Source organism: Microbacterium sp. NPDC055910 (genome assembly GCF_042271185.1).
Lineage (GTDB): Bacteria > Actinomycetota > Actinomycetes > Actinomycetales > Microbacteriaceae > Microbacterium.
This window is the reverse complement of sequence record NZ_JBHJZS010000007.1, coordinates 20707-37884: the sequence shown is the minus strand read 5'-3', so window position 1 is coordinate 37884 and position 17178 is coordinate 20707. Positions and strand designations below refer to the sequence as shown.

Genomic DNA, 17178 nt, shown 5'->3' with positions numbered 1-17178 from the left:
CCGGGAGTAAAATCAGCGGGAGCGGTTCCTCCGCCTCCGCCAGGAGTGCCTGGGGTGCCCGGCTGTCCGACCTCAACGTCACAGACCCACTCGCCAACGTCGTTGTACCTGCAATCATTGGCCGCGGCAGGTGATGAGGTCATGACCAGTATGGTCAGAACGACGCCTACAACCGCCAGTAGCCCGGCCGCTGTGCGCGATCTACGAGCGGCTCTCAACATGTCGGAGCCCCGTCTTGGTCACGCAGCGAGACGTTCTCCTGGATCAGCCAAACTTGAGCTGTCTGCTCATAGATGAGCGTGTACTGATTCGGGAAAGATCCCCTCGGGATCTCGGGCGCCACCTGCCCCTCTGGCACCTCAAATGTCCAACTGGTGTTGTCTGCACAGCCATAGATAATGGCCGCCCCAAACTCGAACTTCTCGCCAGTTGCCGCGTTCGTCGACTGCGATGCATACGACATGGCGTCGTTGGTTTTCCAGGTTGTGGGCGACCCGGTCTGCCGAAGGCCGATCTCGATGTTGTGAGCTACGGTGTCACGAATGACTTTCGCCTGAGGCGACCCCTGCACTAGGAACCCGTCTAGATACGACTCACCGAGGTCAGGATTCTGCGCTAGAGCGAACGACGCGGCGAGATACTGCTGAATCGTGTTGCTGGCGCCGGTGATCGCTTCCTGCTGCGTAGTGGGTGCAGACACCGGGCTCTGAGTAGGCGCTGCTTCTGGGGTGGGGGTGGGAGTGCTTGTCGCCGTGGGCGAGGCTGTGGGGGATGTCGTGGGGTCGGTCGGCGCGGTGGGGGTGCACGCGGCCATCGCGAGGGCGGCGGCGACCATGAGGGTGATCGCGGCGGTCTTCCGGGTGGTCTTCATGCGTTGTTCCTAGTCGTCGATGAGTACTGCGGATCCGGTTGCTTGAACAGGCAGTGGGCCGAGGCCGATTGAGCCGAGGATACGTGGCGTGTAGGTCATGTCGACGGTGACGAAGACCTCGTTGCCGTTGACGGTGACGGTGCCTGTGGCACCTGCTGCGGTGATGTAGTTTTCGGCGGCGTTGACCGCGGCGGGGATGGAGAGGTTGAATGCGTCGCCGTTGACGGAGTTGCCGGTGGCGGCGTTGGTTCCGGCTCTGGCTGCCGATTGGGCGACGGTGAGCGCCTGCTGGAAGGTCTGTGTCTTGCCCTGACCGTCTACGACGATGCCGGCGATGATGATGAGGGCGACGAAGAATCCGAGCCACATGGGGATGTACTTCATGGTCTGGTCACCTCTCTCTGTACGGGTCTACGGGGCTGCTGGCGGTCTTGGTGATCGTGATTGATCCCGGCATACCTGGGAATGAGATGTCGGCTGTCGCGATCGTGCATGCGACGGTCGCTGTTACGGTTCCTGTCTGGCCGATGCCGGTGCTGAGGCCGTTGCCTCCGATCTCGATGTCGAGGTCGATGCAGGTGACGTTGCTCCCGAGTGCAGCTGCGGCCGCGGCTTGGGCGTGGGGAACGGCTTCTTCGACGGTGCGGGAGATGGATGCGTCTCGTGCGGCGGCGTACGCGGCTGCTTGCACGGTGTTGGCGGCTGCGCCGCCGCGGCCGGCGTAGACGATTAGTCCGATGAGGGTGAGCGCGGAGAGGGCGAGGATGGTCCAGCCGGGGAGGTCATCGAGATCTCCGGCTTCGCTGCGGATGATCCGCCGGATCGTCTTCATGGTGCCGGCACCCATCTCTCGACGGGCCCCGTGTGGCTGCGCGTGATGGTTGGGAAAGTCACACCGGGGATGAGGGATACCGGCTGCCCGGTCACCGTCACGGTCACAGTGTCGGCCGTACGGTTCACCGCGACCTGCGGGTTGATGAGCAGCCCGGTGCCATCGAGCAGCTGGTCTGCCGTAGCGATGCCGGCGGTTCCGTCGGACTCGTAGGCGCGCGCGACCGTGTAGCCGGCTTGAGCTGCGGTGTTGGCGGCATCGGTGCCGAGGTACCAGGTCGCAGCCTGCAGGCCCAAGAACAGCAGAATCAGGCTGGCGGGGACGAGGATCGCCGTCGAGGCGTATCCCTCCTCCCCCGCCAGCCTTCTTCTGGTGGTCTGGAGCCATGTGCGCATGCGTGAATCAGAACCCGTTGAGGCGGTCCTGGATGTACCCCTGACCCCAGGTGAAGATGAAGGTCGCGATGGCGATCGCCGCGGCGCCGCCGACGGTGATCCAGATCGCCTTCCAGGCGGCGTCGTCCAGGCCGGACTCGGGCTGCTCGGTGAGGCGGTCGACGCCTTCGCGTACCCGTGCCTGCGTGGTGATGACTGCCTGGTTGACCTTGTCCGAGACCTTGGTGGCCTTGTCTGTGATGGTGCTCATGATGTGGGTTTCCTTTCGGTGGTGGGTGGTGCAGGTGGTTCAGATGCTGGCGAGTTGAAGTACGGACGGGACGATCATCAGGGCGAGGATCGGGATGATGGTGCAGTAGACGGGGATGTCCATCTTGCTGGTGACCCTCTCGGCAGCATCCTTGTCGGATGCTGCGACTTGTGCCCGGAGCATGTCGCAGGCCGAGAGGAGCTGCTCACGCAGTCCGACGCGAGCTTCGGACAGGCGCATAGTGCGCGCCATGTCGACGAGCGCGGGGACGCCGACGGTGACTCCGAGCCGCTCGAGAGCGTCCCACTTGCTGGTGCGGGTGAGTTCGGCTGCTTGGTACTCGCGGCGGATCCGACGAAACACCCAGGAGTCGGAGACGGATGCGGCGGAGGTGAGAGCTGCGTCCGCCGTGGTGTTCCCGAGGAGTGCGACGGCGACCAGCTGCAGGTAGACGGTCACGAACCTGGTGAACTCGCGTCGCGCCTCCTTCGTCTTGGAGCGCACATTGGAGTCCGGGATGATCCAGAAGATGAAGGCGAGGATCGGGGCGAACAGGACGGGGAGCGGGAAGCTCAGGCCGCCCAGTTGCAGGATGGCAGCGAATCCGAGCGGGATGGCGAAGCCGATCGCCGCCATCTTGAGCTTGTCCGCGTAGAACTGAGCAACGGGGATCTCGAGCAGGTCGAGCTCGGCGGTGGGCGCGGAGAAGAAGGGGATGCTGGGAGCGCGGCGGGAGACCCAGGCGCCAGCTTTGTCCCAGCCGGCGAGGTTTTTGACGGGCGTTGCGCTGGGGATCGAGACTTCGCCCAGGCGGGTGAGCGCGTCGCCGGCACGGATGGTGCGCGGAGCGTAGGTGAGCATCAGGACGGCCAGGCCGGCGCCGGCGATGAGCCCGGGGATGATGGCCAGGAGCACGGGGTTCATCGCTCGACCTCCAGCGGGGTTTTGCTGAGCACGATGCGGGATTCTGGACGGAAGCGGGTCTGGGATTTCGCCCAGGCGAGGATCCCGGTGAACACGCCGATGATGACCAGAAGTGCGACCTGACCGACGGGGGTTCGGTAGAACGCGATCGTCGGCGTGCCGGAGAACACAACGAGTCCGACGAGCACCAGGGCGACGATGCCGGTCATCACTTGCATGGTGCGGCGCGGCTTCTCCCTCTCGTTGAAGATCTCCATCCGCTGCTTGGCCTGAATCGCGAGGGTGTCGGCGACGGCGGAGAGCGCTCGGGCGAGTCCGCCGGCGTTGAACTGGGCGGCCTGGATCAGATAGACGGTGACCTCGTCGACGTAGGCGCTGTCGAGCTCGTCGGCGAAGGCCTTGAATGCTTCGGCGGCTGTCCAGGAGGTAGACATGCGCGCGTGGAGCCGGTCGACAGCGCCGCGCAGCAGCGGTGGGGTGGCGCCGCGGGTGATGCCGATTACCTCGCGGAGGGTGTACCTGCCGGTGTCGGCAGTAGACGCGAGCGATCGCGCCCACGCCTCGAGGGCGATGATGAGCTGCTGCTCGCGGGTGTCCTGTTTGCCCAGGAGCAGCGGGAGCCCGACGATCGCGGCGGGGACGATGATGATCAGAAGCGGGAGTGCGGTGATGAGTGCTGCGAGCAGGCCGACGACAAGACCGATGATGAGGCGCAGTCGTGTTGCTCGGCTTACTCGCCGCCAACGCTGGACGAGCGTGGCCTGCGTCTTGACGTGCTTCTGCGGCTTGGGCGGTGCGGGCCGGAAGTAGGCGACGATCATGACGAGGCCGGCCAGGAGGATGGCGCCGGCGATTGCTGCGGGCAGGATCATCGCGCCTCCCAGGGGATTCCGCTGGTGCGGCTTGCCCGCTCGAGCATCGGGCGCAGCTTGTCTTCGGTGGGGCGCTCGGGTTCGGTGTAGATGCCCTTGTCCCAGTCCCACTGGAAGAGCTTGGCGGCCATGGGTTCGAGCCGGTCGTTCGGTCGGACTTCGGCGATTTCGGAGACGATGCGGGTGCGGGTTCCGTCGCTGTTCTCGACGAAGTCGAGGTAGATGATGATGTCGATGCTGCGGAGGATCTGGCGCAGGGGCACGGAGTCGGTTGCCAGACCGTATTCGCTCATGAGCATGTCGGCGAAGCGGTGGATTGCGTCGTCGGCGCTGCGGGCGTGGATCGTGGAGATCGAGCCGCGGCCTGCCTGCATGGCCTTCATCGCCCATCCGGACTCTGGGCCGCGCATCTCGCCGTAGAGGATTCGCTGCGCGGACGAGCGTAGCGACTCGTAGAAGGCGTCGCTCAGGCTGTAGGACGCAGTCACGTCCGTCCCCGAGAACATGGCCGGCATGTACTGCAGGTCCTGCACCTGGGCGTGCCTGGCGCCCTTATTGAGGTAGAGCTCGCGCTCCGTTTCGATGGTGACGATCTTCTCGTCCCACGGCACGGTCGCCATCCATGCCCGCAGGAACGTCGTCTTTCCGGTACCGGGGAATCCGGCGATCAGTGCCGAGCAATTCGCGCGTGAGGCGAGGGTGAGGAAGGTCTTCATCTTGTCGGTGATGGTGCCGATGTTGACCATGTCGTCGAGGTCGACGTCCACGAGGTTGTGCTTGCGGATGGTGAGGTTGGGCACGCTCGTGATCGGCACGCCGGTAGCCGAAAGGCGTGCACCGCCGATATCTAGGTCGAGGTGGCCGCCGGGCCGGGAGAAGGAGCGGCCGCGCCAGGATGCGATGTCGGAGATCATCTGCTCGAGGTCGCCGGCGTGTTCGGTGAGCGGTGGCCGTTGCTCCCGACGACCGCTCGCCTTGGTGACCATGACGTTGTCGTGGCCGACGACGCTGACGTCTTCCACATCGGGTTCACGCAGGTACTGCTGCAGCCTTCCGTAGCGGAATGCGTTGTCGAACACGGCTTGCACGTGCTGCGCGCGCTTTCGTGGGGACCACTCGTTGTCGCTTCCCAGGTTGACCACGCGCCACTCGGCGTGCCGGGTGACCAGTCGGGTGATTTCCGAGAGGGACTGCTCCTCGAACGGGGTCTCGGGACCGGCCGATGCGATGGCCACATCGAACTCGGCGCGTGTGCGTCCGGCGCCGTCCTCATTGAGGGTGAGCTGCTTGGTGAGCGTGTCGACGGCGTTCCAGTCGACGTCGTCAAGAAGTGCCTCGACGACGGTCACCGGCGCGACAGCGGGGTTACGTCGGGTCGCCGGTGCCGGCGAGGCAGGAGCAGGCATCTGGTAGTTGTCGGGAAGCACTGCCGCGGTGGGTGCGGCGACGGTGGGTCGCTCATCTTCGGCGACCCGGTGCAGGTGCGCGCGGCCGGTTGCCGCGGCGAACAGGTGCGGGTTCTCGGCCGCGGTGTTGCCGCTGGTGCGCGAGGTGACGTCTGGGGCGCTTGAGAGCAGGTCGCCAAGGAAAGGGCGAGTGCTGATCTGGACCTCGGGAATGGATTCGTCGCTCATGTCAGCTGGCGCTCCGATCGAGATCGCTGTAACCGATGATGCTGCCCAGGGAGGTGATCACGCTGCGGATCCGCTGGCGGTAGCTGTTCCGACTGGGTTTGATGTCCGGGCGCCCGACGGAGAACGTGGCCGCACCTTGCGGGTCGAAGGGCAGCACACCGAGTACCGGCAGCACGTTGGTGGTGAAGTCCGAGGCGGGCAGCTGCTCGGCGACCGCTTCGGTGAGCAGTACGAGGAACTTCTCGTCGTCGACCACACCGATCCGCTGGGCGAGGTCGGGGATCTCGAGGCGGCGGTACACGCGGTTCAGGTCGACCATGGTCGAGTGCGCGCAGATGAGGACCCGGTCGGCAGTGTCGATCAGTGGGAGGCGAACGTCGTCACGGCCGAGTCTGCCGAGATCGAGAATGACGTCGATGCCCGCTTCGGAGAGCGACCGCAGCAGCTCGGGCAGTCTGGCCCACAGTCCGCTGACGCCGTCAGCGATGCTCAGGTGGAAGAAGCCGGGGACGACCCACATCTTGTGTTGTGGAGGAAGTGCGGGGATCGGTGCCGCCTTGATGGGCGGCAGTTCGTGGACAGCGATCGCGAGGTAGCGGTCCGGGTCGAGGAGATCTTCGGGGGTGAGGATGCCACGGCTGTAGGCGAGTTGAACTTTCTCGATCCCACCGAGTTCGGGGAGCAGGTTGGACCGGAAGAAGCCGGGCATCGCGCTGGTGACCGCATTGGTGTCGGCTTCGATCACTACAACGGGTCGCGGCCAGTGCACGCCAAGAGCAAGAGCGGCCGTGCTCACACCGGGGGATCCGCTGATGCTGGTCAGGGCGATAACTGCCACGGTCAGTTCCCCGGGGCGAGGTAGATGGCGACGCCGCCAGCCGCGGCGAGGCTGGTCACGTTCGCGGCCGAGCGTGCGTCGACGTAGACGTCGACGACGACGGTGCCGGTGGTGTTCGCGGAGGTTCTCACTTGGGAGACGGTGGCCTGAACTGTGGTGGACGGATCGACCGTGGTCGGTAGTCCGGTGGCGGATTGGGTCGCGACGGGCACGATGACGATCTCATCGCCTCCGACCAGGGCTTGCGCGGGCAGCTGGCTGCTCTTGAGCTCGAGGCCGACGAGCGCCTGTCCGGAGGGGACGGGGAGGGTGGTTGTGAGGTCGCTCTCTGTGATCATCCCGCCGACGGCGATGTTGCCGGTGGCGATCTTGCCGATGACGTCGTTTGCTCGAGTGACGGGGATGGCCTGTGTGGTCTGCCCTGCGGCCAAGGCGATTGTGGTGAGGTCGTCGCGTTCGATCGTGTCGCCGCGGGCGATGGTGCTGGCGGCGACGAAGACCTGCTCGGTGTTGCTGGCCGTCGTGTACACGAAGGCGCCTCCGATGGCACCGAGAAGGATCAGCACGATGGCAGCGGCGAGCCAGATGCCAGAGCGTCGTGTGCGGACTGGTGGCACGGCCGCAGTGTCGGCGGAGCTCTGACCGCGGGAGCGGGACTTGTCCGCCTTCTTCTCAGCCGGAGCGGTGTCGGTTGCTGTGCTCACCGTCGTCCTTTCGTTTAGGTCGTCCTCTACCCACAAGGGGCGGGAGCGGGAACCGAGAGTCGACATATTGGCTGTGCCGAGCTCGCGCCCGCTGCCCCCCAGGAGCGAATTGCAGACAGCCTAACCCCGCCTTCGATCCCATCGAAAGCCGCTTGGCTTGAGGTGGGGAAAGCTATGTCGACCGAGAACAACAATCTGTCCCCCGAACGGGGGACAAGTCTGTTGTGAGCTTCTCGGGGTCGCCGGCAGGAGGGTGTGGCAGCAGAACCACGACGCACCGAGCACGCGGGTTCCTGTGACGCGCCCGCGGGTCGATCAGCTGCCAGTGATCAACGCGGTCATGATCTGGAGGCGTTGATCCACAGCTTCCCGGTTCACCCGCCAGATCAGGCGGTTGAATCCGGATGCCTTCCCGACGCGGGTCGGATCCATCTCGGGGATGAGGATGCCGGCGTCGACGAGGGGCTTGATGTGGAAGGTGAGAGTGCTGCGCGCGATGCCAAGCTGGTCCATGAGTTGGTCTGCGGTGACCTGACCGTCTCGATATGCGATGCGGATGATTCCGACCCGAGAGGACGATAGTCCAATCGTCTTGACCAGATCAGCGAGAAGGTCGGGGGAGTCTTCGGGCATGCTGGCCATTGTGCCAGCGGGGTGACGCTGCACTGCAGCTGCCGTGAGGGGATCACGCGTAAAAGTACGCGAAGTCCTCCGGGGTGGGGAGCGGTCGATCGGGGTAGAAGATGACGTTGTCGAGGTCTTCACTCATCGCTTCGTACTCGTCGGCGAATCGTTCGGGATTGTCGATCATGGAGGCGGGTGCGGAGGCGTACGTGAACGCGAGCTCCCAACGGCTCTCGTGCAGCGAGCTCATGGTCACAGTCCTTCCTGGACGGCGGTGGCGATGCGGGCGCGGATCCGGTCGGCGCGCTTGCGGAGGCAGGCTGTGGACAGCCCCAGCTCGCTGGCGATGTCGGCGTGCTTCTCATCGCTAAGGGCGGTGCGTGAGAGAAGCGCGAGCTCGTCCGTGGTGACGAGCTTGATGTCGAGGGCCCAGGTGAACAGGTTGGCGAGCTGCTCCTCCGGAGTGCGCTCCGGCTCCTGCCAAGCGCCGGCTTCGATCTCCAGAACGTCCGCGGCCATCGGTGCCGTCTTGTCGGCGATGAGCCGGTCGTTGGCGGTCTTCTCCGGGGCGAGGATGCCCAGCATGTTCATGGTCAGATTGGCCATCACTCGCGCGTGCAGGTGCAGCTTGTACTTCTGGATGGACTCCCATGCGGCGCCGATGGCGTAGCCGACGCGGTCGTGGCGATCGAAGTCGTCCAGTGATCGCACTCGGTGGGCCATGCGCTGCGCTGCGGGAATCAGAGACTGCAGGACGACGCGTTCAGCGGTGCGGTCCCCTTGGTGGGCCAGGGTGACGAGCTCGTAGAGCAGCGCGTCTTGGGCGGCACCTTTGGTGGTGCGGATCTGCTCGAGCAGGGCGCCGGCGGTGTGGAACCCGAGGCTGCCGAACTCGTACTCCTTCGCGGCGATCTGTGTGGTCCATTCGCTGTTGAGGCGGGTCATCAGCGGCGCCGGCCGCGTGCTGGTGATCGACATGGGGACTCCCGGGTTGACGGATGTGGTCCCACACGACGGTCCTCACGCGGCGTGTACCCCTGCGTGTATCCGGGGTGGTTGCGGCAGCGAGATCTCTGCGTGACTGCTGGTGCTGTTCCGCGTGTTTGCAGCGATCGCGGGCGTGTATCCCCGGCCGCAGAAAAAGTTCAGCGAGTTTGTCCACTTCGCCTCGCAGCGCCCACCCCTTGTAGGTGAGGGAGCCGTGACGCTCCCGCCGTAAACGACGAGGAGAGCGAGAGATGAGCTCAAGCGAGGGCCAGGACGATGCGGTCATCGGCGCCGAACTGCTGACACAGCTCGGGGAGAACGCGACCGTACTGGGCGTCTACGACGAGGGGCAGGACATCGCCCTGGACCTTCACGAGGGGCTCTTCTCGCCCACCACACACCAGCGGGCGTTGGCGTTCCTCAACTCGGACCGCTACCGCGACGCCGCGTCGAAGTTCCGCCGTCTGACCGGCTCTCCCGATACGGCTGAGGAGGCCTCATGAAAAAGCTTCGCAAGACTGCGGCGGCGTCCGCCGGCCCGGACGCCGCCGCTCCGATCGCCCAGACGACGGTCGAAGGTTCCAGTTGGTCGTACGGGAGGAGCCTGGGTCAGAAGGCCGTCACGGGTCTGCTGTACCTCGGCATCGCCTGCGGTGTGCTCGCGCTCGGAATGCAGCTGCTGCTGCCTCCCGCCAAACCTGCCGCAGCCGTCTCGACCGCCGAGGGCGGGCTGACGGTAGCCCAGCAGCAAGCCGGCGCCTACGCGACGGGCTTCGTCGGCGCCTGGCTCAGCGCGACACGACAGCAGCCCGGCACCCTCCTGGACTACATCGACGAGTCGACCACGTCGATGCTCAGTGAATCAGCGTGGGTCTACCGAGACCTCGGCGTCGTGTCCATCGACCCCGTCGACGAGACCGGCGTGGTCAGCGTGGTGGTGGCGGCCAATGTCGAGGAGTACGACATGACCTCCGACGACGGCCTGACGTTCTGGCCGCGCCGCTACTTCTCCGTTCCCGTTCGCATCGCCGACGCCGGCTTGGCCGTGGTGGCACTACCCACCCCGGTCGCCGCACCGCTCCGCGATTCCGCGAACGTGCAGATGCCGTACACCAAGACCGTTTCCCCCAACACGCCCGCCCGCGCGACGGTCGAAGCATTCCTGGCGGCCTACCTCGCCGGTTCCGGGGACATCACCCGAGTCATCTCCCCCGGTTCCACGATCAACGCCGTCCTTCCCGCCCCATACCAGGAGCTCAAAGTCACCGACGTCCGCAGCGACAAAGAGGCGTCCGAAACGCCCGCCGGCGGCGACGTCGTGCACGTGTTCGCGACCGCGGATGTGACCAGCGCCTCCGGTCAGCGGCTGACCACGACCTACGCACTCACGCTCACCGCGCGTGATGGCCGATGGGAGACGACAACCGTCGATCTCGCACCACAGGAGCGCTCCACCGGAGCAACCTCCAGCAAATCCACACCCACCCCGACCCCCTCGCGCTGAGCGGGTCTCCTGAAAGGAACAGCACTCATGGAATCTCTCTCCGACTGGCTCATCGGTCTCTTCGCATCGTGGACCACCGTCGCGCAGGTCGCTGTCGTCTTCCTCGCGATCGTCGTCGTCATCGGCGTCGCGATCATGACCAACCTCAAGTGGGGCAAGATCATCGTCACCGGCCTCGCGGCCGCGGTGGTCGTGATGCTCGTCAACGGCGGCATCCAGCTCTTCTCCGACCGCCTCAACACTGAGGTCAACGCCGCCCCGGCCATTCAGCTCACCTCCGACGAGGTGGGGGTCTGGGCGCTTCCGGAGCTCGCCGAACCGGCGGTGTAACCCGTGCCCCAGGAGACCGCCCGCTTCTACACGAAGTCCCGCCGATTCCCCAAGATGATCGGCCGGATGAACGACGGCTCGCGCATTCCCGGCGGCCCGTACACGCTCACCCAGGTAGGGGTGGGCGGTGCTGTGCTGCTGGCGATGTTCGCCACTCGCGGTCTGCTGTGGAGCACGGGCGAGATCCTCCTCGACATCCTGATGACAGCCGTTCTCGCGTTCGCTGTCACCTGGTTGGTGGGCCGGCTGCCGATGACCAGGCGCAATCTGCTGTTCGCGTTCCTGGACGCCGCGGCCGCGATGTTCAAGCCATTCGGGGGGAAGTACCAGGGGCAGGTGATCCGACTCGCTGCACCTCACGGCGCGGGAGGCGGCACGCGTGTGCTTCCCCCCGAACAGCCTGTATCGCTGGTCCCCCCTCCCGCGCCGGTGGGCGCCAACCTCCCGCCGTACCCGACGAAGACCCCGCGGCCCCGCCGCGACGTCTCCCTCACGCCGCCCGCGCCGATCACCACCCCGGCGCACCGACCCGCGACTGGCCTCGAGCGGCTGCTCACCCAGGTCAACTCCACCAACAGCTAGGAGCCGCTCATGCAGATCCCCGCCGCCGCCTTCGCCGGCAACCTCACCTGGACACGCACCGGCGTCATCTGGGCCACCTGGCGCCTGCAGGGACTCCCCCACGGTCTCGGCACCGACGAGATGGCCAGCCTTGTGCTGTCGCAGCATCAGGCGCTGTTCCAGTCGCTGCGGGGCGAAGCGCTCCTGCTCGGGTTCTGCGCCGCGACAGACCCGGTCGACATCGTCGACAAGATGCTCGCCGGCGTCGACGTTCGCGACGCGCCTGCCTGGGCCGAGGAGTGCGCCCTCACTCTCGACTCCCTCGAGGAGATCGCGCTTGGGGAGCGTGTCTACTGGCTGTCCATCCCACTCGCGGCAGGCAACTGGCGCACCCGGTCACGCGCAACATGGCGCGCCGGTTTCAACCAGTTCCGTGAACAACTCGCCCTGCCGCGCACCGCACCGACCAAGAGCGAAGTCGCCGCTGCCATGGCCGCGGCCGACCAGCTCGCACACCGCATCCCTGCTGGCTTCCAGGCCCGCCCTGCCACCATCGCCGAGCAGATCTGGATTGCGCTGCGCTCTCAGCACCGTGGTCTCGTTCTGGATGGCGCCGCGCCGGACGAGGCACCCGGGATCGACGAGGTGCCCGCTACGCAGCTGCCCACAGCAATGCCTCGCCCCTGGCTGGACGAGGGTGGCCAGTCTGATCTCTCCCCCGCGGAACTCAAGCGTTTCCTGCCGTTCAACCGCCGCTACCTCAAGGTGCAGAGCCCTCACTCCGAGGAACCCAGCTATCAGGTCATGCAAGCCGTCGTCGGCGGGCCCAAAGGCGGCTGGGTGATGCCAGGGGTCGAGTGGATCAGCCGTGTCGAGCAGTACGAGATCGACGTCGACTGGGCGATTCGCCTGACCGTGACCTCGGCCGAGGCCGTCAAGCGTCGCAACAAGCGCGCCGAGGAGCAGCTGATCGACCAGGTGCAGCAGCAGTCGGGGACCAACGCGATCACCGGAAGCGGAGCTGATCTCATCGAGATCGGCGAGACGCTCGCGGCGTATCACGCATCCCTCAACGTCTCCGACAAAGAGGTCGAGGTTGAAGGAACCGTCATCCTCTCCGTCGGCGGCCCCACGCCGGCGATTGCTCAAGCACGCGCCCGCTACGTCGCGGCCGACTACAAGGCAAGCGACTTCCTTCTGGAAACCCCTCTCGGCGGCCAAGAGGAGCTGTGGTGGGCGATGCAACCAGGCACCCCGACATCCCGGCTCGTGCGCGACCTGGCTCAGATCACCACCGGAAGGGAGTTCGCGTCCGGCCTTCCGATCGTCAGCTGCTCGCTGGGCGATGACCGCGGGATTCGCCTCGGCGACAACATCACCACCGGACGGCACACCCCGATCCTCATCGATCTGCACGGCAACATCCGCGCCGACTCGAGCGGATCCTTCGGTGTGGTGGCCGAGCTCGGCGCCGGAAAGAGCGTGCTGCTCAAGGCGATCGCCGGCGACGTCCTGGACCGCGGCGGCCGCATCGTCGCGATCGACCGCACCAACGCCCGTGAGTATGCCACCTTCGCACGCTCCCTCGCCTACGACCAGGACGACTCCACCGACGGCGGCAAGATCGTCCGAGTCGTGGACATCCTCGAGCCGGAATGGTCTCTTGACCCGCTGCGCGTCCTCGGACCCCGCAAAGGCGCCCGTATGGTGCAGTCTCTGTTCGCGCTCATGCTCAACGTCGACCCCGTCGAACCGCGCGGGGTGGAACTGTCCCGCCTTCTGGAGTCGGAGTACATGACCGAGCACAAGATCGTGAGCCTCGGATCGCTCATGACCCACCTCGGAACCCTCCCCGACAACACCATCGCCACCGAGCTGCTCCACCTCATCCGCGTCGTCGCCACCAAAGAGTTCGGAACGGTCCTGTTCGACGAGAACATCCCCGCCCTCGACCTCAACGCCGACGCGATCGTGTTCACCACCCGCGGCCTGCCGCTGCCCGACCGCGCGGAAGTGGAGAAGGAACACCTGTTCAAGCAGCTGCCGCTCGAGAAGAAGTTCGGGCGCGCCATGTACGCGGTCCTCACCCAACTGACCCGCGAGGCCTGCTTCATGGACATCTACCGGCTGGCCCTCGCCATCTTCGACGAAGCCCACCACATCACCGTCAGCCGCGATGGAGAAGCCGAGCTGCAGACCTTCTTCCGCGACGGCCGCAAGCACGGCGCAGCCGCAGGCGTCGGATCACACGACCCCGCCGACTTCGGCGACGAGGTGACCCGCGGTCTCATCAAGACCCGGTTCGTGATGCGACAGACCGACGAGAAGCTCGCCCGACGCGCCATCGAATGGCTGGGCCTCCCCGTCACCAACGAGACCGTCCGTGAGGTCACTCAGAACCTCAGCCCGATGGGCGCCGACCGGCAAGTCCCCACAGGCCGACGGGGTGAGGGCCTGATGCGCGACATCCGCGGCCGCTACGGCAAGTTCCGCAAGACCCTCCCTGCTCGACCCGACCGCCGTCAGGCAGTCATGTCCACGCCATCCTTCGCAGCGGAGACACCGTGATCACCTTCTACGCCACCTCGTTCCACACCCTCAGCAGCTGGGCGCTTCGGGCACGGGTCTGGGCGCACACCCACCCGTGGAAGGCACGCACGCTCGCCGTCCTCCTGCTGATCACGTACTTCACCGTCATCACTTCCCAAGCAGCACACGCCTCCTGGCTCCTCCCCGAAGGAACCACATTCACCGACACCCACGGCGTCCCCATCGAGGCGTACGCGACGATCAACGTGAATGCCGGCGACATCTGGACCCCCTGGAAGGTGATCGCCAACTTCGTCGTGCAGCTGGTCTGGATGGTGCAGTACTACCTCACCACCGCCATCATCTGGCTGTTCAGCTTCCTGCTGTCCTTCGAATGGGTCGGCTGGCTGGCCACCCCGTTCAACGCACTCGCTGTGTGGCTGCAGAGCGTGCTGTCCGGCGTCGGATGGATCCCATTCGCTCTCACCATCGCCGCGCTCGCCGGTGGCGCCGCGATTCTGTTCGGGAAGACCTCGGCCGGCGTGTGGGAGCTCGTCATCGCCCTGGTGATGTCAGTGCTCGCCGTGGGTGCGCTGGCCAACCCGGTGGCAACCCTCACCGCCACCGGCGGCATGCTCGAGAACGCGCAGGAGTGGGGTGGTTCACTGGCCGCGGCGATCGTGGTCGACGACACCCAGACCTCTGTCGATGTCGACACGATGTCGGCCGCCGTGAGCTCGCAGCTGGTCGACGTGTTCATCCGGGTCCCGCACCAGGTGATCTCCTACGGAATGGTGCTGCCCGACAACTGCCAAGAGCCGTACACCGCGGCGATGACCACGGCCGACCCGATCACCGGGTTCGTCTCCGGCAGCTACGCGGCGTTCTCCAACTGCCTGCCCGACTTCGCCAAGTCGGTGTCGGACAACCCCGGGGCGCTGAACATCATGTTCGCGTTCGTCAACAGCGGCGGCGTCACCACCCTGCTGATCTTCGCTCTGGCGATCGCCGCACTCCTGCTCGTGTCTGTCTTCTTTTTCCTCGTCGCCGCGGTGAAGTCGATGATCCTGGTCTACCTGGCGATTCTCCCGATCAACCGGGAGCCGTTGTGGCGGTCCATCAGCGACACGTTCATGGGACTGATCAGCCTGGTGGTGATGACCTGCCTGCTTTCGCTGTACCTCAAGTTGACGACCTGGATCATGACTGCCAGCGGTGGCATCCCCCACAACTTCCGGATGATCATCCTCTCGCTGCTGCTCATCATCATGGTGGTGCTCATTTGGCGGGCACGGAAGGCGACTCTCAAGGCCGGGCGTATGGCGGCCGGGCCCCTGAGCCGGCTCGGGCTGGGGATGAAGGGCAGCCCGCGGGACGCTAACGCGCTACTCAAGATGGGTGCCGTCACCAGCATGGCCAAGAACGCATATGACCTTCTCAAGCGTGATGGGTCCAAGTCGGTGCAGGCCTCTCCCACCCCCGCGGCGCTATCGGAACCTGACCCGATCCAGCTGCACCAGGTGCCCAACGCACCTCAGCCGCGGCCGCAACAGGCATCGCTGACAACGGGTGGCGGCCGCGGGAGTAGCGGATCCGGCGCAACGGTTCCCGATGGTGGCCCTCGCCCGCACGGGAGCGCGGGTGTGCGCAAGGCGATCGGCGCGGGCACCACGGTCGTCAACGTCGCCAAGGGCGCCGCGGCCGGTGGGGTTGCTGGAGCCGCCGGAGCCGCTGCGCTCGAGGCAGGGAAAGGTCTCGCCGGTCGCGCCGCGCGTGCAGCAGCGCAACGAGCGCAGCGCAACGACGTCGGCGAGCTCAAGGTCGTCACCGTCTCCGAAATGCCCAGCCGCATCCAGGTCGACAAGGACGGTGTCGCGACAGCTCGCCGTATGCCGACGATCGTCCACGACGTGTCTTCGCTGCCGCCCACTCCCGCGCAGGCGTCACCGCGCGCTCTCGAGCGCCGTCGACAGCTGGAAGCCTTCCGGCCGAAGGAACTGACCCGCCAATGAAGAAGCTGCTCCTCGTCGCCGCAGCCCTCGTCGTCGTGCTCGTCATCGGCGCCGGAGGCTTCGTCGTCGTCGCGCTGGGAGCGCTGTCCTCTTCTGCGGCCGCAGCCGGCAGCTCAACCGGATGTCTCCCCTCCACAGCCGGCGCCGTTGGCCCAGCCCCGACAGGAGCACCCACTGGCGCACCGCCCGCCCCAAGACCCGTCGCCTCTGCAGCTACCGCTTCCACACCCGCCGCGGCGCCGGAGACGTTGGAGATCCCCCGCGGAGACAGCACGGTCACCCTCCAGAGTAAGCAGCTGACGATCGCCACCTCGATCATCACCGTCGGCCGGCAACTGGGCGTCTCCGACCAGGGCATCAAAGTCGCGCTGATGACAGCGCTGCAGGAATCCGTGCTGCGCATGTACGCGAACTCCACCGTCCCCGAGTCGCTCAACTACGACCACGACGCCGTCGGCAGCGACCACGACAGCCTCAACCCCTTCCAGCAGCGCGCCGGCTGGGGAACCGTCGCCGAGCGGATGAACCTGGACTATTCCATCCGCGCCTTCTTCGGCGGCAAGGACGGCCCCAACGGCGGTTCACCCCGCGGCCTGCTCGATATCCCCGGGTGGGAAGCCATGACACCCGGCGTCGCCGCCCAGACCGTGCAGATCAGCGCCTACCCCGACGCGTACGACAAGTGGGAAGCCGGCGCAGAGCTCCTGATCACCCAGCTCGGCGGTGGGATCAGCTCCGGCTGCGGCACGGGCACGATCATCGGCGAAATGGCGCTGCCCCTGGACCAGCCCTACCAAATGACCAGCGGCTACGGGCCCCGAGACATCGACGTACCCGGCGCCTCCACCTGGCACGCTGCGCTCGACCTGCAGAACTGGCCCGGCAACTGCGGCGCGCCCGTCTACGCGATCCTCCCCGGCGAAGTAGTTCTCTCCAGCGCCCTGTGGCTATCCGTCAAGCACCCCGACGGCTTCGTCGTGTCCTACCTGCACATGTACAAGTCCGACCGCCTCGTCGACGTCGGAGACCAAGTGACCGCAGGGCAGCAGATCGGGAAGGTCGGCAACGTGCCCCCGAGCGGCGGCTGCCACCTGGACCTGCGCATCAACGTCGCCAACAACACCAACGCCGAAGTCGCCAAGCTCACCCTCTCCCAGAACGAAACACGCATGCGCTCAGCGACCCTCCCCGAGCACCAGAACTTCGTCGACCCCGAGCAGTTCATGCAGCTGTGGAGCGTCGATGTATGCCCCACCGACTGGTGCCGACGGCTCTAACCGCAGCGCGGATTTGTCGACTCGACCATCGCAA

At 66.1% G+C, this 17178-nt stretch carries 20 protein-coding genes; 7 read left to right on the top strand and 13 right to left on the bottom strand.

Features of this window, described 5'->3' with window-relative positions:
* Positions 1 to 214: 214 nt before the first annotated feature.
* From ACFC3F_RS05140 to ACFC3F_RS05080, 13 genes are all read right to left on the bottom strand, one after another.
* Complete coding sequence (locus tag ACFC3F_RS05140) at positions 215 to 871, bottom strand: hypothetical protein (protein ID WP_376127349.1); 657 nt, start codon at positions 869 to 871, stop codon at positions 215 to 217.
* Between the two features lie 9 nt (positions 872 to 880).
* Positions 881 to 1255 carry a DUF3060 domain-containing protein gene (locus tag ACFC3F_RS05135; RefSeq protein ID WP_075807116.1) on the bottom strand — a complete coding sequence of 125 codons (375 nt, stop codon included), beginning with the start codon at positions 1253 to 1255 and terminating at the stop codon, positions 881 to 883.
* A 7-nt stretch (positions 1256 to 1262) separates the two neighbouring features.
* Positions 1263 to 1718, bottom strand: coding sequence for a hypothetical protein (locus tag ACFC3F_RS05130; protein WP_376127347.1), 456 nt, complete (start codon positions 1716 to 1718; stop codon positions 1263 to 1265).
* Complete coding sequence (locus tag ACFC3F_RS05125; RefSeq protein ID WP_376127345.1) at positions 1700 to 2098, bottom strand: hypothetical protein; 399 nt, start codon at positions 2096 to 2098, stop codon at positions 1700 to 1702. The genes ACFC3F_RS05130 and ACFC3F_RS05125 overlap by 19 nt, the downstream gene beginning before the upstream one ends.
* A 7-nt stretch (positions 2099 to 2105) precedes the next feature.
* Positions 2106 to 2348: a hypothetical protein gene (locus ACFC3F_RS05120; RefSeq protein ID WP_376127343.1), complete on the bottom strand. Its 243-nt coding sequence runs from the start codon at positions 2346 to 2348 to the stop codon at positions 2106 to 2108.
* A 39-nt stretch (positions 2349 to 2387) separates the two neighbouring features.
* A complete protein-coding gene (locus ACFC3F_RS05115; protein WP_376127341.1) occupies positions 2388 to 3272 on the bottom strand; it encodes a hypothetical protein in 885 nt (294 codons plus the stop codon).
* On the bottom strand, positions 3269 to 4144 hold the full coding sequence (locus ACFC3F_RS05110; protein WP_376127339.1) for a type II secretion system F family protein: 876 nt from the start codon (positions 4142 to 4144) through the stop codon (positions 3269 to 3271). The genes ACFC3F_RS05115 and ACFC3F_RS05110 overlap by 4 nt, the downstream gene beginning before the upstream one ends.
* Positions 4141 to 5778, bottom strand: coding sequence for an ATPase, T2SS/T4P/T4SS family (locus ACFC3F_RS05105; RefSeq protein WP_376127338.1), 1638 nt, complete (start codon positions 5776 to 5778; stop codon positions 4141 to 4143). Before ACFC3F_RS05105 ends, ACFC3F_RS05110 begins: the two co-directional genes overlap by 4 nt.
* A 1-nt stretch (position 5779) precedes the next feature.
* Positions 5780 to 6523: a hypothetical protein gene (locus tag ACFC3F_RS05100; protein ID WP_376127336.1), complete on the bottom strand. Its 744-nt coding sequence runs from the start codon at positions 6521 to 6523 to the stop codon at positions 5780 to 5782.
* 95 nt (positions 6524 to 6618) lie between these two features.
* The gene (locus ACFC3F_RS05095; RefSeq protein ID WP_376127334.1) at positions 6619 to 7320 is read right to left on the bottom strand and encodes an SAF domain-containing protein; all 702 of its coding nucleotides are present in this window, start codon (positions 7318 to 7320) and stop codon (positions 6619 to 6621) included.
* 315 nt (positions 7321 to 7635) lie between these two features.
* The gene (locus ACFC3F_RS05090) at positions 7636 to 7953 is read right to left on the bottom strand and encodes an ArsR/SmtB family transcription factor (RefSeq protein ID WP_376127332.1); all 318 of its coding nucleotides are present in this window, start codon (positions 7951 to 7953) and stop codon (positions 7636 to 7638) included.
* Positions 7954 to 8005: 52 nt separating this feature from the next.
* On the bottom strand, positions 8006 to 8194 hold the full coding sequence (locus ACFC3F_RS05085; RefSeq protein ID WP_376127330.1) for a hypothetical protein: 189 nt from the start codon (positions 8192 to 8194) through the stop codon (positions 8006 to 8008).
* A gap of 2 nt (positions 8195 to 8196) precedes the next feature.
* Positions 8197 to 8922 carry a hypothetical protein gene (locus ACFC3F_RS05080; protein WP_376127328.1) on the bottom strand — a complete coding sequence of 242 codons (726 nt, stop codon included), beginning with the start codon at positions 8920 to 8922 and terminating at the stop codon, positions 8197 to 8199.
* A 260-nt stretch (positions 8923 to 9182) separates the two neighbouring features.
* Here ACFC3F_RS05080 and ACFC3F_RS05075 point away from each other — a divergent pair, with 260 nt between their 5' ends.
* The 7 genes from ACFC3F_RS05075 to ACFC3F_RS05045 are packed head-to-tail and all read left to right on the top strand — an operon-like array spanning position 9183 to position 17144.
* Positions 9183 to 9434, top strand: a complete 252-nt coding sequence (locus ACFC3F_RS05075; protein WP_071044835.1) for a hypothetical protein — start codon at positions 9183 to 9185, stop codon at positions 9432 to 9434.
* Positions 9431 to 10435: a conjugal transfer protein gene (locus tag ACFC3F_RS05070; RefSeq protein WP_376127326.1), complete on the top strand. Its 1005-nt coding sequence runs from the start codon at positions 9431 to 9433 to the stop codon at positions 10433 to 10435. Before ACFC3F_RS05075 ends, ACFC3F_RS05070 begins: the two co-directional genes overlap by 4 nt.
* A gap of 27 nt (positions 10436 to 10462) precedes the next feature.
* Positions 10463 to 10765 (top strand): hypothetical protein, encoded by a 303-nt coding sequence (locus ACFC3F_RS05065; protein WP_376127324.1) that lies wholly within the window; start codon positions 10463 to 10465, stop codon positions 10763 to 10765.
* 3 nt (positions 10766 to 10768) lie between these two features.
* Positions 10769 to 11347 carry a hypothetical protein gene (locus tag ACFC3F_RS05060; RefSeq protein WP_376127322.1) on the top strand — a complete coding sequence of 193 codons (579 nt, stop codon included), beginning with the start codon at positions 10769 to 10771 and terminating at the stop codon, positions 11345 to 11347.
* A 9-nt stretch (positions 11348 to 11356) separates the two neighbouring features.
* On the top strand, positions 11357 to 13894 hold the full coding sequence (locus ACFC3F_RS05055; protein WP_376127320.1) for an ATP-binding protein: 2538 nt from the start codon (positions 11357 to 11359) through the stop codon (positions 13892 to 13894).
* Positions 13891 to 15867, top strand: coding sequence for a hypothetical protein (locus ACFC3F_RS05050; RefSeq protein ID WP_376127318.1), 1977 nt, complete (start codon positions 13891 to 13893; stop codon positions 15865 to 15867). The genes ACFC3F_RS05055 and ACFC3F_RS05050 overlap by 4 nt, the downstream gene beginning before the upstream one ends.
* Complete coding sequence (locus ACFC3F_RS05045; RefSeq protein WP_376127317.1) at positions 15864 to 17144, top strand: M23 family metallopeptidase; 1281 nt, start codon at positions 15864 to 15866, stop codon at positions 17142 to 17144. The genes ACFC3F_RS05050 and ACFC3F_RS05045 overlap by 4 nt, the downstream gene beginning before the upstream one ends.
* Positions 17145 to 17178: the final 34 nt, after the last annotated feature.

Coding starts and splice junctions, on each gene's coding strand:
- ACFC3F_RS05105 (WP_376127338.1), bottom strand. CDS start 5,778: ATGAGCGACGAATCCATTCCCGAGGTCCAGATCAGCACTCGCCCTTTC.
- ACFC3F_RS05075 (WP_071044835.1), top strand. CDS start 9,183: ATGAGCTCAAGCGAGGGCCAGGACGATGCGGTCATCGGCGCCGAACTG.
- ACFC3F_RS05055 (WP_376127320.1), top strand. CDS start 11,357: ATGCAGATCCCCGCCGCCGCCTTCGCCGGCAACCTCACCTGGACACGC.
- ACFC3F_RS05045 (WP_376127317.1), top strand. CDS start 15,864: ATGAAGAAGCTGCTCCTCGTCGCCGCAGCCCTCGTCGTCGTGCTCGTC.
- ACFC3F_RS05135 (WP_075807116.1), bottom strand. CDS start 1,255: ATGAAGTACATCCCCATGTGGCTCGGATTCTTCGTCGCCCTCATCATC.
- ACFC3F_RS05130 (WP_376127347.1), bottom strand. CDS start 1,718: ATGGGTGCCGGCACCATGAAGACGATCCGGCGGATCATCCGCAGCGAA.
- ACFC3F_RS05115 (WP_376127341.1), bottom strand. CDS start 3,272: ATGAACCCCGTGCTCCTGGCCATCATCCCCGGGCTCATCGCCGGCGCC.
- ACFC3F_RS05110 (WP_376127339.1), bottom strand. CDS start 4,144: ATGATCCTGCCCGCAGCAATCGCCGGCGCCATCCTCCTGGCCGGCCTC.
- ACFC3F_RS05080 (WP_376127328.1), bottom strand. CDS start 8,922: ATGTCGATCACCAGCACGCGGCCGGCGCCGCTGATGACCCGCCTCAAC.
- ACFC3F_RS05070 (WP_376127326.1), top strand. CDS start 9,431: ATGAAAAAGCTTCGCAAGACTGCGGCGGCGTCCGCCGGCCCGGACGCC.
- ACFC3F_RS05085 (WP_376127330.1), bottom strand. CDS start 8,194: ATGAGCTCGCTGCACGAGAGCCGTTGGGAGCTCGCGTTCACGTACGCC.
- ACFC3F_RS05125 (WP_376127345.1), bottom strand. CDS start 2,098: ATGCGCACATGGCTCCAGACCACCAGAAGAAGGCTGGCGGGGGAGGAG.
- ACFC3F_RS05120 (WP_376127343.1), bottom strand. CDS start 2,348: ATGAGCACCATCACAGACAAGGCCACCAAGGTCTCGGACAAGGTCAAC.
- ACFC3F_RS05090 (WP_376127332.1), bottom strand. CDS start 7,953: ATGCCCGAAGACTCCCCCGACCTTCTCGCTGATCTGGTCAAGACGATT.
- ACFC3F_RS05065 (WP_376127324.1), top strand. CDS start 10,463: ATGGAATCTCTCTCCGACTGGCTCATCGGTCTCTTCGCATCGTGGACC.
- ACFC3F_RS05140 (WP_376127349.1), bottom strand. CDS start 871: ATGAAGACCACCCGGAAGACCGCCGCGATCACCCTCATGGTCGCCGCC.